This is a genomic window from Halopiger aswanensis, from assembly GCF_003610195.1.
In the GTDB taxonomy this organism is placed as follows: Archaea; Halobacteriota; Halobacteria; order Halobacteriales; family Natrialbaceae; genus Halopiger; species Halopiger aswanensis.
Window position 1 is genome coordinate 176327 of record NZ_RAPO01000004.1, and the last position, 14929, is coordinate 191255.

General features: G+C 64.3%; 13 protein-coding genes. 10 read left to right on the plus strand and 3 right to left on the minus strand.

The genetic code is table 11. The features are described 5' to 3' along the window. Positions 1-77: 77 nt before the first annotated feature. Positions 78-401: a hypothetical protein gene (locus ATJ93_RS18725; RefSeq protein WP_120246184.1), complete on the plus strand. Its 324-nt coding sequence runs from the start codon at positions 78-80 to the stop codon at positions 399-401. Here the strand turns inward: ATJ93_RS18725 and ATJ93_RS18730 are convergent. Next, a complete protein-coding gene (locus tag ATJ93_RS18730; RefSeq protein WP_245977693.1) occupies positions 374-1753 on the minus strand; it encodes a hypothetical protein in 1380 nt (459 codons plus the stop codon). The genes ATJ93_RS18725 and ATJ93_RS18730 overlap by 28 nt on opposite strands. A gap of 110 nt (positions 1754-1863) precedes the next feature. On the opposite strand from ATJ93_RS18730, the gene ATJ93_RS18735 reads away from it, so the two are divergent. Both ATJ93_RS18735 and ATJ93_RS23945 read left to right on the plus strand, forming a co-directional pair. After that, positions 1864-2520 carry a helix-turn-helix domain-containing protein gene (locus tag ATJ93_RS18735; protein ID WP_120246502.1) on the plus strand — a complete coding sequence of 219 codons (657 nt, stop codon included), beginning with the start codon at positions 1864-1866 and terminating at the stop codon, positions 2518-2520. 249 nt (positions 2521-2769) lie between these two features. After that, a complete protein-coding gene (locus ATJ93_RS23945; protein ID WP_120246187.1) occupies positions 2770-5967 on the plus strand; it encodes a PAS domain S-box protein in 3198 nt (1065 codons plus the stop codon). Between the two features lie 131 nt (positions 5968-6098). Here the strand turns inward: ATJ93_RS23945 and ATJ93_RS18750 are convergent, their stop codons facing one another. After that, on the minus strand, positions 6099-6944 hold the full coding sequence (locus ATJ93_RS18750) for a universal stress protein (RefSeq protein WP_120246188.1): 846 nt from the start codon (positions 6942-6944) through the stop codon (positions 6099-6101). A gap of 359 nt (positions 6945-7303) precedes the next feature. Here ATJ93_RS18750 and ATJ93_RS23815 point away from each other — a divergent pair, with 359 nt between their 5' ends. From ATJ93_RS23815 to ATJ93_RS18775, 6 genes are all read left to right on the plus strand, one after another. Beyond that, positions 7304-7450, plus strand: a complete 147-nt coding sequence (locus ATJ93_RS23815) for a DUF7512 family protein (RefSeq protein ID WP_170155610.1) — start codon at positions 7304-7306, stop codon at positions 7448-7450. Beyond that, complete coding sequence (locus ATJ93_RS18755; RefSeq protein ID WP_120246189.1) at positions 7451-8491, plus strand: sulfite exporter TauE/SafE family protein; 1041 nt, start codon at positions 7451-7453, stop codon at positions 8489-8491. A gap of 95 nt (positions 8492-8586) precedes the next feature. Then, positions 8587-8991: a helix-turn-helix domain-containing protein gene (locus ATJ93_RS18760; RefSeq protein ID WP_120246190.1), complete on the plus strand. Its 405-nt coding sequence runs from the start codon at positions 8587-8589 to the stop codon at positions 8989-8991. Positions 8992-9193: 202 nt separating this feature from the next. Further along, positions 9194-10327 carry an MBL fold metallo-hydrolase gene (locus ATJ93_RS18765; protein ID WP_120246191.1) on the plus strand — a complete coding sequence of 378 codons (1134 nt, stop codon included), beginning with the start codon at positions 9194-9196 and terminating at the stop codon, positions 10325-10327. Between the two features lie 118 nt (positions 10328-10445). Continuing rightward, on the plus strand, positions 10446-11396 hold the full coding sequence (locus tag ATJ93_RS18770; RefSeq protein ID WP_120246192.1) for a ZIP family metal transporter: 951 nt from the start codon (positions 10446-10448) through the stop codon (positions 11394-11396). A gap of 131 nt (positions 11397-11527) precedes the next feature. Beyond that, positions 11528-13042, plus strand: a complete 1515-nt coding sequence (locus ATJ93_RS18775; protein ID WP_120246193.1) for a dihydrolipoyl dehydrogenase — start codon at positions 11528-11530, stop codon at positions 13040-13042. An 80-nt stretch (positions 13043-13122) separates the two neighbouring features. Here the strand turns inward: ATJ93_RS18775 and ATJ93_RS18780 are convergent, their stop codons facing one another. Further along, a complete protein-coding gene (locus tag ATJ93_RS18780) occupies positions 13123-13491 on the minus strand; it encodes a thioredoxin family protein (protein WP_120246194.1) in 369 nt (122 codons plus the stop codon). Between the two features lie 507 nt (positions 13492-13998). Between ATJ93_RS18780 and ATJ93_RS18785 the strand changes: the two genes are divergently transcribed. Then, positions 13999-14922 carry a sulfite exporter TauE/SafE family protein gene (locus ATJ93_RS18785; RefSeq protein ID WP_120246195.1) on the plus strand — a complete coding sequence of 308 codons (924 nt, stop codon included), beginning with the start codon at positions 13999-14001 and terminating at the stop codon, positions 14920-14922. Positions 14923-14929: the final 7 nt, after the last annotated feature.

The following is a 14929-nucleotide window of genomic DNA, read 5'->3' on the forward strand; positions in this document are numbered from 1 at the left end:
TTCGGAAGGTGCGGCCGGTCGAAGCGTTGCAAGTTGAACGATTATTCCGCCGGATATGTAGTAACATACACACGGCTATGTCTACGGAGGACTCTCACCCCACCCGAGACGAGATCGAGGATCGAATTCGACAGGTCGGGACCTACTCCCGTGCGGTTCGCGCCGGGTACCTCGTCATCCTGATCGCGTTCCTCCTCGCGGTCGGTGGCGTCCTTCCGGCGAACCTCGATAGCGTCTCGCAGGCGATCGAGTCGATACTGCTCCCGCTCATTTTCGTCGGGTTGGGACTCATACTGTACGGTATCGGGATGCACCTGCACCTTATGCACTTGAATCTCGTCCGCCAACTGGAAGGGAACGCCACCGACGACCCTCAGTCGGCCGAGGACCGTTCGGACTGACCCAGTGCACGGACGCTTCGCCGCTGTGTGACGATTTTGACCAGGTAGAAGCTCCAGATCGAGAGGACGACCGCGTATCCCGTGCCGTGCAGGAACGCCGACCACGACTGATCCTGGTAGAAGAACCCGATCCCGACGGCGAGCACCGCGAGGTTCCAGGCGAGAACCGATCCCGGCCCGACCGCCGACGGTCGATCCTCGGCAGGAACGAGCCCGTCGACGTGCCCGCGATCGTCACCGGTACCAGCACGAGTCGTTCCAGCCGGCCACTCGAGCGCGCGAGCGGCGAGCAACGAACCCGCCAGCGCGACCGGGAGCGCCCAGCCCAGGAAGAAGAAGTGCAACGCGCCGGTCTCGATCAACGGTTCCGGGATTCCCAGCGGGACGCCGAACAAAATGAACGGCGCGAAGCTAGCCGGACCGAGGATCCACAGTTGCGCGACGAACACCGAGAGCGCCGTGCCGTTCGGCGTGCCGGCCCGGTAGGTCCGCGCGAGGGTGTAGACGTACAGGACGTAGCCGGCGGCGTACAGCACCAGTCCGACCGCAGTCACCGTCTTCCCCATACCGAGCACCGGCCCGACGATGAGCGGGACGATCCCGAGCGCGAACAGGGGGAACGAATAGCGTTTCAGTCGTTCGCTGTACAGCTCCGCGTCCACGAGCCGGGGGAAGAGATCGTACAGCGTCCCGATCGCTGCGAGTCCCAGAAAGCCCCACGCGTTGGCGTGGACGTGGGCCTCCCGAAGACCGTACCAGCCGCCGGGGACGTCCCAGCCGCGGCTGTACAGCCCGAACGCGAACGTCAGCCCGATCAGGTAGATCGCCGGTGACAGGAGGTAGAAGCCGACGGTCGGGTCGCGCACTCGAGCGGTGTCGCCTCGGAGCGTCCGGAACGTCATCGCGAGGACGGTAGCGAACAGCCAGCCCGTGAGCAGCCAGATCGTCCCGAGACCGACGTCGAACCACAGCGGCTCGCCGAAGGCCCGCCCGTACCAGGCCAGCAGCAGGGCGCCGTTCAACCCGAGGAAGACGGCCCAGAGCGTCAGCCGAGACGGTCCCGGCCGCTCGAGCTTTCTCGCCGTCAGTTGCGGCAGCGTGCCGAAAAGCAGCTGGGTGAACGCGCCGATCGTGACGAAGTGGATGTGCGTCCACGTGACCCACGACACCTGCGGAACGAGTTCGAACTGCTGGAGGCCCTGATAGAGCGCGAGCGCGAACCCGACGAACAGGAACGCGATACCGGCCGCGTGAAACGGCGTCATCGTGAGCGGCGGTCCGGCGGCCGGACGGTGGGCCGCCTCGGAATCGGCGTCGATCGGATGCTGCTCACGCGGATTTGTATCGACCATACACGTTCGTTCGCTCGGCCGTCGCGTAGCCGTTGTTGCGAACATCGGTGCCCACTTCGAACATGTTCGAAGCCTATGCTACGGCGTTCGAATTCCAACTATCGATACTGATGCCACGGGCCAAACTCACGGTCTCCCTCCCCGAATCGATCTGGATCCACGAAATCTCGACGGCCCACCCCGGCGCCACGTTTCGCGTCAGTTCGGTGCTGCCGGGCACGGACGCCGCGATCGGCGTCATCGAACTGGCGTCGTCGAATCCGGTCCCGATACTCGCCGAGATCGACGACCGAAGCGACGTCCGGAACCTCGAGTTGCTCTGGAAACACGACGAGACGGCGCTGCTGCAGGTCGAGACGTCGAACCCGTCGGTGCTCGCCCCGATGCAGCGGGCGGGCGTTCCGATGGAGACGCCGTTCGAGGTCGAAGACGGCGTGGTGACCTGGGAGCTGACGACCAGCGCCGACCGATTGTCGACGCTCGGCAACGCGTTCGACGAGCGGGGTATCGACTACCGCCTCGAGTACGTCCGTGCCGCCGACGCGAGTCGCACGGCGGATCTGCTGACGGATCGGCAACGCGAGGTTTTCCTGACCGCGCTCGAGTCGGGGTACTACGAGGTTCCGCGCGAAGCGACGCTGACGGACGTCGCATCGGCGCTCGGCGTGACGAAGTCAACCTGTAGTGACGTCCTGCACCGTGCCGAAGCGAAGATCGCACGGTGGTTCGCCGAGGAACGAATCAGTTCCGGTTCGCACGGTCGATGAGCGACTTTGGGTATTTGAATATCCCCGATCTGATCGAGTCGGAGTTCCTCGCTGATTCCGACCCCGTTGGAGCCTCGACGATGCCGACCGATCGCTTCGCAGGTACCACGGCGGTACGGTCGAACGGACGTACCGCCACTCAACGGAATAGGCGGCATCGAACGATGTTCCGCCCGATCGGTCCATTCCCATTTCCGTTTGCTCCCGGGGCGGAGGGCTTATAACTCGGACCTAGCTCTTGTACAGCTAATGGTCACTCGCTCGTTATCCGATAATCTCCGGGAAACGCTTGCGCTCTTCGGAGACTCCGGAGCACCACGGACGACGACCGAGGTTGCAGATCGGCTCGATCTCGGCCGCCGGGCCACGTACGAACGCCTCGATCGACTCGTCGACCACGGCGAACTCGAGACGAAGAAAGCGGGCTCGAGCGGCCGGGTCTGGTGGCGGCCGCGTCCGCGACCGACCGATCGGGTTTCCGACGCTAGCGACTGGCCGGCCGTCGCCGAGTCCCTGATCGGCGTCCTCGACGACGCCGAGGTCGGGATGTTCGTCCTCGATGCCGACTTCGAGGTGGTGTGGGTCAACGACGCCACCGAGCGGTACTTCGGTCTCTCTGACGAACGGGTTCTCGGGCAGGACAAGCGGACGCTCATCGAAGAGCAGATCGCTCCCGTAGTCGAGGCGGAAGCGTCGTTCGCGAAGACCGTCTCGGCGACGTACGACGACAACACGTACGCCGAACGGTTCGAGTGTCGCGTGACGGCCGGCGAGGAACGCGAGGCGCGCTGGCTCGAACACCGAAGCAGGCCGATTACGTCCGGCGCTTACGCCGGTGGCCGGATCGAACTCTATTACGATATCACCGAGCAGAAGCAATCGGAACGCGCACATCGGTACGATCAAACGCGGTTCGAATCGCTGGTCGAGGCGGTCGAAGAGTACGCGATCTGCATGCTCGATACGGACGGCCGCGTTCGGAGTTGGAACACGGGCGCTGAGCAAATCAAGGGGTACGCGCCCGACGATGTTCTGGGCGAACACGTCTCGATGTTCTACACCGAGGACGATCGGGAGGCCGGCGTCCCCGAAACGAACCTCGCGGTCGCGGCCGAAACGGGATCGGCCCAGGACGAGGGGTGGCGCGTTCGGAGCGACGGGTCGCGATTTCGGTCGAACGTCACTATTACGGCCATTCGCGGCGCCGACGGCGAACTCGAGGGGTACGCGAAGGTCACGCAGGACATGACCGAGCAGCGTGAGCGCGAACGTCAGTTGCGGCGCGAGCGCAACCTGACGGAGCAGCTTTTGGAAATCGCACCGGTCAGACTCGCGGTCTTTCGGACCGACGGCTCGATCGAACGTATGAACTCGCAGGCCAGACGACAACTCGGCATCGACGAATCGGCAGTCGCCGAGTTCAGTATCGAGGATTTGAACCTCTCCGACGTCGACGGAAATCCGATCGCGGTGGAAGACCATCCGGTTTCGGCGGTACTCGAGACGCGAGAGCCGGTCTTCGATCGGATGGTCCAGCAGGAACGGCCCGACGGACGGCGTCGATGGGTTTCGCTCACCGCGACCCCGCTGTTCGATGAAGACGAGCAACTCGATCGGATCGTGGTCGCCGGCAACGACGTCACGGAACTGAAGCAGAAGGAGCGTCAACTCGAGCGCCAGCGCGACGAACTCGAGAGCGAACTCGAGGACGTATTCGAGCGAGTCGACGACGCGTTCTACGCGATCGACGGCGAGTTCCGGTTTACCTACGTCAACGACCGGGCGGAGGAACTCCTCGGACGCACCGAAGCCGAACTCCTCGGATGCACCGTCTGGGAGGCGCTGTCTGTAGCCGACGACGACCCCATCCGAGACAGGTTTGAGACGGCGATGGCCACGCAGACGGCCGCGAGTTTCGAACGGTTCTCGGAGCCGCTCGGAATCTGGGAGACCGTCAGAGTCTACCCCTCGGAGTCCGGCCTCTCGATCTATTTCGCCGATATCACCGAGCGAAAAGCCCGCGAGCGCGAACTCGAGCAGTACGAGACGATCGTGGAAACCGTCGACGACGGGGTCTATGCGGTCGATCCCGACGCCCGGTTCGTCACGGTCAACGAGGCGTTCTGCGAGATGACCGGCTACGACCGCGACGAACTGCTCGGAAGCCACGCTACGACCGTCCACGCCGACGAAATCACGCCTCGAGCCGAGAGGCTCGTTACCGAGGCCGTCGAAGGCGAGCGCGACGTAGCAAAGATCGACCTCGATATCCAGACGAGTTCGGGCGAGACGATTCCCGCGGAGAGTCGGCTTGCCCCGTTCCCGATCGGTGACGAGTACGGGCGCTGTGGCGTGGTCCGTGATATCTCCGACCGCGTCGAGCGCGAACGAGCGTTAGAGGAATCGGAGCGCCGCTACCGGACGCTCGCGGAGAACTTCCCGAACGGTGCGGTCGGTCTCTACGACGACGAACTGACGTACACCGTCGCCGGCGGCGAGTACCTCGAGACCATCGGGGTCTCATCGGACGAGATCGTCGGTACCACCGTCTCTGAACGCTATCCCGACGATCTCGTCGCGGCAATCGAACCGTACTTCCGTGCCGTTTTCGACGGGAAATCGAACTCGTTCGAGGTGGCGTACCGCGATCGACAGCTGTTAGCGTATACTCTTCCCGTTCGAGGGGCCGACGACGAGATCGCCGCCGGAATGCTCGTGATACAGGATATCACCGAGCGAACGGAGTACCAGCGGCGACTCGAGGAGTCGAACGAGCGTCTGGAGCAGTTCGCCTACGCCGTCTCCCACGATCTCCAGGAGCCGCTTCGGATGGTGACCAGCTATCTCCAGTTGCTGGAGAATCGGTACGGCGACGCGCTCGACGGCGACGGCGAGGAGTTCATCGACTATGCCGTCAACGGTGCCGAACGAATGCGGCGGATGATCGACGGTCTCCTCGAGTACTCGCGGATCGAAACGCGCGGTGATCCGTTCGAGTCCGTCGATCTGATGCGTCTCGTCGAGGAGGTGTGTGCGGACCTTCAGTTTCGGATCGAGGAGACCGACGCCGAAATCACTGCGGAGGGGCTCCCTCGAGTCGAAGGCGACGCCAGCCAGATCCGGCAAGTCCTCCAAAATCTGCTCTCGAACGCGATCACGTACAGCGGGGACGAGCGGCCGCGGATCGACGTCACCGCCGAGCGAGACGGTCCGAAGTGGATAGTCTCGGTTCGGGACAAAGGAATCGGTATCGATCCGGACGATACCGATCGTATCTTCGAGGTGTTCGAACGGCTCCACAGCCGCGAGGAACACGACGGGACGGGAATCGGACTCGCGCTCTGCCGGCGGATCGTCGAACGCCACGACGGGGAGATTCGGGTCGAGTCCGAACCCGGGGAGGGATCGACGTTCTCGTTTACGCTTCCCGCGTCGCGAGATCGGTGATTTCGATCGGAACCGTGACCGGACACTCGCCGCGGCAATCGTCGGGACGTCGCTCGAGGTAATCACGTTCGACCGGACGGCGGGCCGCCTTCGCCGTTTACTCAGAGTAGTGTTCGAAACCGGCGACGGGTTCAGGCCGTCCGGTCCGGCGGGACGAGCATGACGTTTCCGCTCGCCTGCGCGACGATATCTTCGGAGACACTGCCCAGCAACAGGCGGCGCAGCCTGCTGTGACCGCGCGAACCGACCAGAATCGTCGTCGGTTCGTACGACGCTTCGGCGGCGAGGATCTCGTCCGCCGGATCGCCGCTGCGGACCTCGGTTCGCGTCTCGATACCCCAGTCCTCGAGCTGTGCGGCCAGGTCCGCGAGTCGTGCCTCGGGATCGGCATCGTCCGGAAGCGACGGGTCCTTCGGCGTTTCGACGTGGACCAGCGTCGCCTCCTGCGTGGCGTGTCGCAGGTACGAGAACGCTTCGAAGGCTCGCTCGGCGTTCTCCGAGAAGTCCGTCGCGTACAGCATCCGCCGGAACAGGTGCTCGCGAACGACGGCCGGATCGTCGGCCTCGCGCTCGATCCGATTGACCAGCAGCGGCACGACAGTCGTTCGCGCGAGGTTGCGCGCGGTCGAGCCGATGATACGGTTCTCGAGCGGGCTCTTCCCGCGCGAACCGACCACCGTCAGGCTCGCCCCGACCGCCTCCGCGACCCCGTTGATTCGCCGGTGAGGCGTGCCGCGGACGACGTGGGCCTCGACATCGAAGCCGGCCTCCTCGATGACGCGGCGGTAGCGCGACAGCGCTTGCTCGCGCCGTTCCTCGAAGTCCATTCCGGGCATGCCCGCGTGGACGTTCGACGGGATCACGGTCACGAGGTGAATCTCCTCGACGCCGATTCGACCGAGGCACTCGAGGCAGGTCTCGCTCTCGATCGTCGCCTCGCTGGCGGCGGAGAGGTCGGTCGCACAGATCGCTTTCATACTCCCCGTAGGCGCCGCTAGCATAATATTGTTTGGGTAAATCAATACTGAGTCAGTATATGCTCGTAGATCACCGACGTGACCAAAAGCCCGTTCGAATCGACAACTCGTCACACGAGATACTGTTCAACGCGAATCGCGCGCCACGCCCGTCGGACGCGTCCCAGAGGTATCGATCGGGAGTCGATCGACGCTCCGTATCTCCATAACTTATCGGAATATTCTCGTTGGATAGCGGTGGGATAGATCGCAGTAATATTGTACGCTAGTCCCAAAAGCGTTATACCCATCCTCCGGGTAGTCGATACTGAGCAGAAACCCATGATTCGCACACAACCGAACGTCGGAGGTCGAGACCGATGATCGACCTCGCAGCGTACTCTTCAACCGTACAGGCCGCCGCGCTCGTCGGCGCCGTCCTCCTCGAGGCGATCGTCCTCTACGTGGGCTACGGCGCGCTCGAGCGGGTCGCAACGCCAGTCGTCGAACGGATCAAACACGCATAGATGGAGCTCTTTGGAATCGCACTGACGACGCTCGCACTGTTCGTGAGCTTCGGCTTCATGGTCGGCGTGCTGTTCGGCTTCTTCGGCATGGGCGGCTCCTTCCTCGTCACGCCCGCGTTGCTCGTGATGGGGTACGACACCAGCGTCGCCGTCGGGAGCGGCATGGCGTTCGTTTTCGGGACGGCCGTGATCGCGACGCTGAAACACCGCGATCTCGGACAGGTCGACTACAAACTCGGCGCCCTGATGGTCCTCGGGACGACCGTCGGTATCGAAGTGGGTAGCATGCTGGTGTACTACCTCGAGGACCTCGGTCTCGCGGGGAGCGTCATCGGCGTCACGTACGTCTTCCTGCTGGGTGCGATCGGGCTGTTCGTCACCTACAACGCGCTCACGTCCGGGGAATCGGACGACGGCGGTGGCGGCCACCACGAAGGAGCCGACCAGGAGATCGATCCGGACGACATCCCTGACGTCGCCAAGAAAATCCAGTCCTACAGGGTGCCGCCGATGATGACCCTCTCCGGGGGCATTCAGGTCTCGCTGTGGATGATCCTCGGGGTCGCGTTCGCCACGGGACTCCTCTCGGGCTTCCTCGGCGTCGGCGGCGGCTTCATCCGCATGCCCGCGCTGTTCTACCTGATCGGCGTCCCGGTTCCCATCGCGGTCGGGACCGACCTGTTCGAGATCGTCATCTCGGGCGGGGTCGGCTCCTACATCTACGGGATGGAAGGCGGCGTCAACCTCTCGATCGTCGCACCCCTGCTGGCCGGCAGCGCCCTCGGCGCCCGCATCGGCTCGGCGGCGACCAGCATCGTCAACGAAGACGACATCAAGATCTACTTCGGACTGATGCTCCTCGGCGGCTCGATCGCGGTCGCCTTCCGACAGGCCGCCGGCCCCCTCGGAATGCCCGTGCTCGAGACGGTCGCCTTCGCGCTGATCATGCTCTCCGCGCTCCTGGTCAGCGGCGCCGTGATCTACAGCACGATCACGACGATGCGAAAGCGCTCGAGCGCGACTGCACCGTCGGCCGACTGACGCCGCCTCCCGTTTTCCGCGGCCGTCGGCCATCGAGATTGCGCATTATCCACACAACCCTTATACCGGTGCGGTCCCTATCGTGAGCTAGTAAAATGGCTAACTCGATGGCAGAACAACTGCAGCAGGACATGGAGTGTGAAGGGCTGTTGGAGTGTATCCACGGACTCAAGCAACTCGACAAGGAGTGCTTCCGGGTGCTCGTCGAGACCGAGGAGGCGCTGACGATCGACGAGGTCGCCGAGCAGGTCGACCGCGAACGCTCGACGGCGTACCGCTCGATCCAGCGACTGCTCCAGAGCGGTTTCATCCAGAAGGAACAGATCAACTACGAACAGGGTGGCTACTACCACGTCTACTACCCGACCGATCCCACCGATATCGCGAACGATATGCAGCGAATGCTGAACGACTGGTACGCGAAGATGGGCCAACTCATCCAGGAGTTCGAGGACAAGTACGACCACGCCCAAGCCGACACCGAAATTCCCGCCCAGTAACCGATCGACCCGCGCCACCCTCGGAGAACTCTCGAGTTTCCGATTCGGACCGCCGTTCGACGGCGCTCCCGACGCTGCGTCTCTTCTCTAGTCCTCCTTTCCGGAGTGCCGGACGAGGCAACTATTACCGCTGGCTGAGACGTCGATCTGCGCATACTCCGGCAGTGGACTTACAAGCGGGTGTCGTATAGAATTGGGTGTAATGAGCAATACTAGATTCGACCCGGCGGACGTCGCTCGTCGTCTCGAGACGGACGATACGGCGGACCTCTTCGTCCTCGATGTCCGGAACGAGGACGACTACGAGGAGTGGCGGATCGACGGCAGCGTAAACGTCCCCATCTACGACGAGCTGTTGGACTACGATTATTCGACGCTCGAGGAGCGTCTGGACGAGCTCCCCGCGGATACGGAGATCGCGGTCGTCTGCGTCGCGGGCGTTACGTCCGCACGGGCCGCGGAATTCCTCCGCGAACGGGGGTTCGACGCGAAATCGATCGAGGACGGAATGAACGGCTGGGGACGCGTCCACCGGCAGTACGACCTCGAGGAGTCGGCGGGCGTCGAGGGCGTCGTCCAGATCGTCCGTCCCGGAACGGGCTGCGTTTCGTACCTCGCGCACGACGGCGACGAGGCGATCGTCGTCGATCCGAGCCAGTACGTCGATCAGTACCTGAACGCGGCCGACGAGCGCGACCTCGAGATAGTCGGCGTCGCGGATACCCACGCCCACGCGGACCACGTCTCGGGCGCTCGCCGACTCGCCGGGGAACTCGACGTGCCGTACTACCTTCACGGCGACGACGCCGGTGACCTCGAGCGGATGACGGAACTCGCGGACGGCGAGACGATTTCCGTCGGCGATCGCGAACTCGACGTTCTCCACACGCCGGGACACACGCCGGGCAGCGTCTCGTTCCGGATCGGCGACGCGCTGCTGGCCGGCGACACGCTGTTCCTCCGCAGCGTGGGCCGCCCCGACCTCGAGGACGGCGCGACGGAAACCGTCCGCGAGGCCGCCGGCCGACTGTTCGCCAGTCTCGATCGGCTGACCGACCTCGAGGACGAGACCGTTGTGTTACCTGGCCACTTTAGCGACGAATCGGTTCGTCCCCTCGCGACCGAACTCGGCGACCTCCGGACGGAGTCCACCAACGAACTCCTGAGTTACGTCGAGGGCGGCGACGAGGCGGCGTTCGTCGAGACGATCGTCGAGAGCCTCGCGGACGAACCGGCCAACTACAACGAGATCAAGCAGATCAACTGGGGGAGGGAACAGCCGGACGGCGACGTAGCGGCGCTCGAACTGGGGCCGAACAACTGCGCGGCCAACTGACGCCGTCTGTGGCGTGGCCTCAGGGGAAGCCCGCGAGCGGTCCCGAAATGATTTAGGTTAACCAAAACAATTTTCCAGTTTCGGAAAATTACTTTACCTTTCCGTTCATACAGGGCGTATGGTACTCGTGGAAAACCTCGCCATCGTGTTCATCGCGGGGTTTATCACCGCGCTGGCGACGGGAATCGGCGCGTTGCCGTTTTTCTTCGTCGACGACTTCAGCGACCGATGGAACGTCGGACTGTGGGGAATCGCGTCGGGCATCATGGTGACGGTATCCGTCTTCGGTCTGGCCGACGAGGGGCTCGCGTACGCCTCGAGCGGGTTTCCGACGCTGCTGGTCGGGGGATTACTTGCGGGGATCGTCCTGGTCGAAGTCTCCGATCGGGTACTCGATCGCGTCGATGTCGGGACCGACGCGGATCACGAGGACAGAGGCGAACGGGACCACGACCACGACCACGATCACGATACCGAGCACGAGGCGACAGATTCCGAAGCGGTCCGCGCGAACGGCGCCGGTCACGGGCACGGTCACGACGGGCCGCCGATCGAGGCGACGGCGTTCGCCGAGGGCGACCTGAAGAAACTCGTTCTCATTCTGGGCATCCTCACGGTTCACAGTTTCCCCGAGGGCGTAGCCGTCGGCGTCTCGTTCGCCGAACTGGGACTGGCCGGCGGCGCGTCGATACTCGGGGTTTCGATCCCGCTGCTCGCGGTGTTCATGACGATCGCCATCTCGATCCACAACGTTCCGGAGGGGACCGCCATCGCCATCCCGATGCGAGCGATGGGGCTGTCCAACTGGCGGATGGTCGGCGCGGCGGTCTTCTCGAGTCTCCCGCAGCCGATCGGCGCCGTCATCGCGTTCGCGTTCGTCTCGTGGGCCGAGGCGTTCCTGCCGTTCGGCTTCGGCTTCGCGGCCGGCGCGATGGTCTATCTGGTCGCGACGGAGTTCATTCCCGAAGCGCTGGCAACCGGCGCGGATCTGCCGGGCGGCGGCCGCCGCGAACTCCTCGCCGGATTCGGCGCGGGCGTCGTGGCGATGTTACCCGTCCTGTTCGTGTAACCGGTGTTTCGACGGGGTCTCGCGAGCGAAACGGACGGCCGGCTCGAGCGCTTCGGGAACGACCCGATTCACCGACGAGCGAACCGGCCGTCGGTGTGAGTTTAATCGGGCTGGCCGTAGTCGATCGACGCATGGACGCAGGCACTGCGGAGTTCGACTTCCTCGTTATCGGCTCGGGGTCCGGTCTCGACGTCGCGAGCGCCGCCGCGAGTCGCGGTCAGTCGGTCGCCGTCGTCGAGAAGGGCCCGCTCGGCGGCACCTGTCTCAATCGCGGCTGCATTCCCTCGAAGCAACTGCTGTACCACGCCGAAGTGATGGAAACCGTCGAGCGCGCCGACGAGTTCGGCATCCGCGCCGACGTGACCGGCGTCGACTTCGCCGACATCGTCCGCGAGGTCAACGAGGACGTCTCGAGCAGCGCCGAGTCGATCCACCACGGGTTGCGGACCTCGAGTCAGCACACGCTGCTCGAGGGCGAAGGCCGGTTCGTCGACGACCGGACGATCGAAATCGTCGACGGACTCGACGCGGGGAAGCGCGCACGGGCCGAGACGGTTCTCGTGGCAGCAGGGACACGACCGGCGATTCCGCCGATCGACGGAATCGAGACCGTGGACTACCTCACCAGCAGGGAGGCGCTCCAGTTAGAAACGCCGCCGGACGAACTCGTGATCGTCGGCGGCGGCTACATCGCGGCCGAACTCGCGCACTTCTTCGGGACGTTCGGCAGCGACGTGTCGATCGTCGGCCGTCGCCCACAACTCCTCCCGACGGCCGACGAGGCCGTCGCGGCCGCGTTCACCGAGCGCTACGCCGATCGGTTCGACGTCCACACGGGCTACGAGGCCGTCGCGGTCGAGGAAGCCGACGGAACGGTGACCGTCGAGTCGCGCCCGTACCCGCCGGCGTGGGACGATTCGTCCGGCCGCGACGACGTAACCGTGACCGGCGACACCCTGCTCGTCGCGGCGGGCCGCCGACCGAATTCCGACCGACTGAACCTCGAGGCGACCGGCGTCGAGACCGACGAGCGAGGCTTCGTCGAGACCGACGCGTACCTCCGGACCACGGCCGACGGCGTCTGGGCGCTCGGGGATATCGTCGGCGAGTACCTGCTGAAACACAACGCGAACCACGAGGCTCGCACCGTCGTTGGGAACCTATTCGGCGACGAACTCGAGGCGGTCGACTACACCGCGATGCCGTTTGCCGTCTTCGGCTCGCCGGAGGTCGCGGGCGTCGGCGCGCGCGAACAGGAGCTCCGCGACGCCGACCGCGAGTACGCCACCGCGACCTACCGGTACGAGGACACGGCCCGCGGCAAGGCGATGAAGACGGAAGGGTTCGTGAAGGTCCTGGTCGAGCCGAACGGCGAAATTCTGGGCTGTCACATCCTCGGCCCCGAGGCGTCGAACCTGATCGAGGAGGTCGTCGTCGCGATGAAAGCGGGAACGGGAACCGTCTGGGACGTACGTGAGTCGGTTCACATTCATCCCGCGCTGTCGGAAGTGGTCGATCGGGCGTTCTCCGGGCGGTTCACCCGACGCGGCGCGGGCGGACACGAGCACGACCACGACCACGACCATCACCATCAACACGAGCACGAACACCACGGCCACGGCGAGCACGACCACGATCACGAATGAGGGAAGCGCCGTCCGGCGGCTCGATCGGGGATAACAGAGCGCGGAACGAGAGTCGGCAGACGCGGTTCAGCGCGGGCGCGTTACTCGGCCGCGTGCGCCTCGAGCGCGTCCACGAGCGATTCGGCTGGCTGGAACCCGTCGTCGAAGCGAGCGACTTCCTCGCCGTCTCGCAGGACGACGAGCGTCGGGACGCTCCGGACGTCGAACTCGGCGGCGAGGTCGGGGACGAGACCGGCGTTCACCGTCGCGACGGCGCCCGGCGCGCTGCGGGCGACGGTTCCGAGCACCGGCTCCATCGACGCGCAGATGCCACAGCCGGACGTGACGAACTCGAGGAGGACGAGGTCCTGTTCCTCCAGCAAGTCCTCGTAGTCGGCGACGTCGGTCAACTGAACGGGCTTTCGCGGTGGCTGGCCGTCGGTCGGCTCCGAAGCGGTCGATTCGGTCATCGTCGTCTGTAGGGCTCGAGCGCACATGAGTGTTTTGTGCGAATTACACAATATCGCCGCGCTCGTAGCCGAACGACGACAGTGATGACTGGATGACTGAACGCCGGGCGCTCTCACTATCTCCCCACCACGGTTTATGCGGCTACTGAAGGTACGAACGTGTCCAATCCGCCCGCCGACGGTTTCGGTCACAGAATTCACACGAGGCGGACCATCGAACCGCCCGTGAGACTGCGGCTGCAGCGACCGAAATCGGACGAGATCGAAAGCCGAGACCAACAGCGTGATTCCCGCGGAGCATACCGGAAACTATTACTGGTATCTGTGACGGTTCGTTTTGGAATAGAGTCTACTAAGCCGGCACAAGAGGTCCGCAATCGACGGTCTTACGAACTGCCGGCGACTCGAGACGAGCGGATTTTCGCCGACTCGTACAGGGAAATACGTACGGAGCGGCAATCCCATCGAAACGGCGACGGCGTGTCGTCTCTCCCTATTCGAACCAGTATGAGCACCACAGAATCCAGAGTCGACGTCGAACAGTTCTTCGCCAATCTCCGTGAGCTTCGCTACCGCGAAGTGACGATGGTCGGTGCGACGCTGGCCGTCCTCGTCGCCTCGGTCGCGTTTTTCCCCGGTTTCGAGAACGTCGGGAACGGCGTCCAGTCTGATCTCTCGAGCGGGTTGCTCGCCGGGGTCGTCCTCGTCGCGATCGTCGCCGGCGCCGTCAAGGGGATGACCGGTTTCGGCTACTCGCTCATCATGACGCCGATCGTCGCGTCGGTGATCGATCCGACCATCGCCGTCGTCGTCTTAGCGATCCCGCCGTGGATGCTCAACATGTTCCAGATCGCCGAAACCGGAACGGGACGGGCGTTCGTTCGCGAGGAGTGGCCGCTGTTGGTGCTCGCGATCGTCGGGACCGTCATCGGCGTCGCGGCGCTGGCGACGTTTCGCGCCGGTCCGGTCGTCGCGTTCGCGATCGGCCTCGTCCTCCTCGGTTACGTGGCCTTCCAACTCGTACAGAACTTCGTCACGGTCGAGGAAGCACACCACCCGTTCGCCCTCGGCGCCGCCGGGTTCTCCCAGGGGTTCCTGCTTGCGTTCGCGAATCTCGGGCCGCTGCTCCCGGCGTACTTCCACACCTTCGAGCGGGACGCCGAACGATACATCGGCGGCCTGTCGATGGTACTCGGGACGATATTCACGGTTCGAATCGTCCAGATGGCGCTGTTCACCGACCTCCTGACGACCTACCGGCTCTGGCTCGGGTCCGTCATCGCCGTCGTCACCATCGTCGGATTGCTGCTCGGTACATACCTTCGGCGCCTCGAGTTCGACGAGCGGACGTTCAACCGGTTCGTCGTGGGACTGCTCTTCGTGATCTCGCTCAATATCTTCCGGAACACCGTTCCGGCGCTGTTCTTTTAGCCGGGCG

Excerpts from the sequence above, each read along its gene's own strand:
- ATJ93_RS18730 (WP_245977693.1), bottom strand. The coding sequence starts at position 1,753 with ATGGTCGATACAAATCCGCGTGAGCAGCATCCGATCGACGCCGATTCC.
- ATJ93_RS18725 (WP_120246184.1), top strand. The coding sequence starts at position 78 with ATGTCTACGGAGGACTCTCACCCCACCCGAGACGAGATCGAGGATCGA.
- ATJ93_RS18735 (WP_120246502.1), top strand. The coding sequence starts at position 1,864 with ATGCCACGGGCCAAACTCACGGTCTCCCTCCCCGAATCGATCTGGATC.
- ATJ93_RS18755 (WP_120246189.1), top strand. The coding sequence starts at position 7,451 with ATGGAGCTCTTTGGAATCGCACTGACGACGCTCGCACTGTTCGTGAGC.
- ATJ93_RS18750 (WP_120246188.1), bottom strand. The coding sequence starts at position 6,944 with ATGAAAGCGATCTGTGCGACCGACCTCTCCGCCGCCAGCGAGGCGACG.
- ATJ93_RS18760 (WP_120246190.1), top strand. The coding sequence starts at position 8,587 with ATGGCTAACTCGATGGCAGAACAACTGCAGCAGGACATGGAGTGTGAA.
- ATJ93_RS23945 (WP_120246187.1), top strand. The coding sequence starts at position 2,770 with ATGGTCACTCGCTCGTTATCCGATAATCTCCGGGAAACGCTTGCGCTC.
- ATJ93_RS18775 (WP_120246193.1), top strand. The coding sequence starts at position 11,528 with ATGGACGCAGGCACTGCGGAGTTCGACTTCCTCGTTATCGGCTCGGGG.
- ATJ93_RS18765 (WP_120246191.1), top strand. The coding sequence starts at position 9,194 with ATGAGCAATACTAGATTCGACCCGGCGGACGTCGCTCGTCGTCTCGAG.
- ATJ93_RS18780 (WP_120246194.1), bottom strand. The coding sequence starts at position 13,491 with ATGACCGAATCGACCGCTTCGGAGCCGACCGACGGCCAGCCACCGCGA.
- ATJ93_RS23815 (WP_170155610.1), top strand. The coding sequence starts at position 7,304 with ATGATCGACCTCGCAGCGTACTCTTCAACCGTACAGGCCGCCGCGCTC.
- ATJ93_RS18785 (WP_120246195.1), top strand. The coding sequence starts at position 13,999 with ATGAGCACCACAGAATCCAGAGTCGACGTCGAACAGTTCTTCGCCAAT.
- ATJ93_RS18770 (WP_120246192.1), top strand. The coding sequence starts at position 10,446 with ATGGTACTCGTGGAAAACCTCGCCATCGTGTTCATCGCGGGGTTTATC.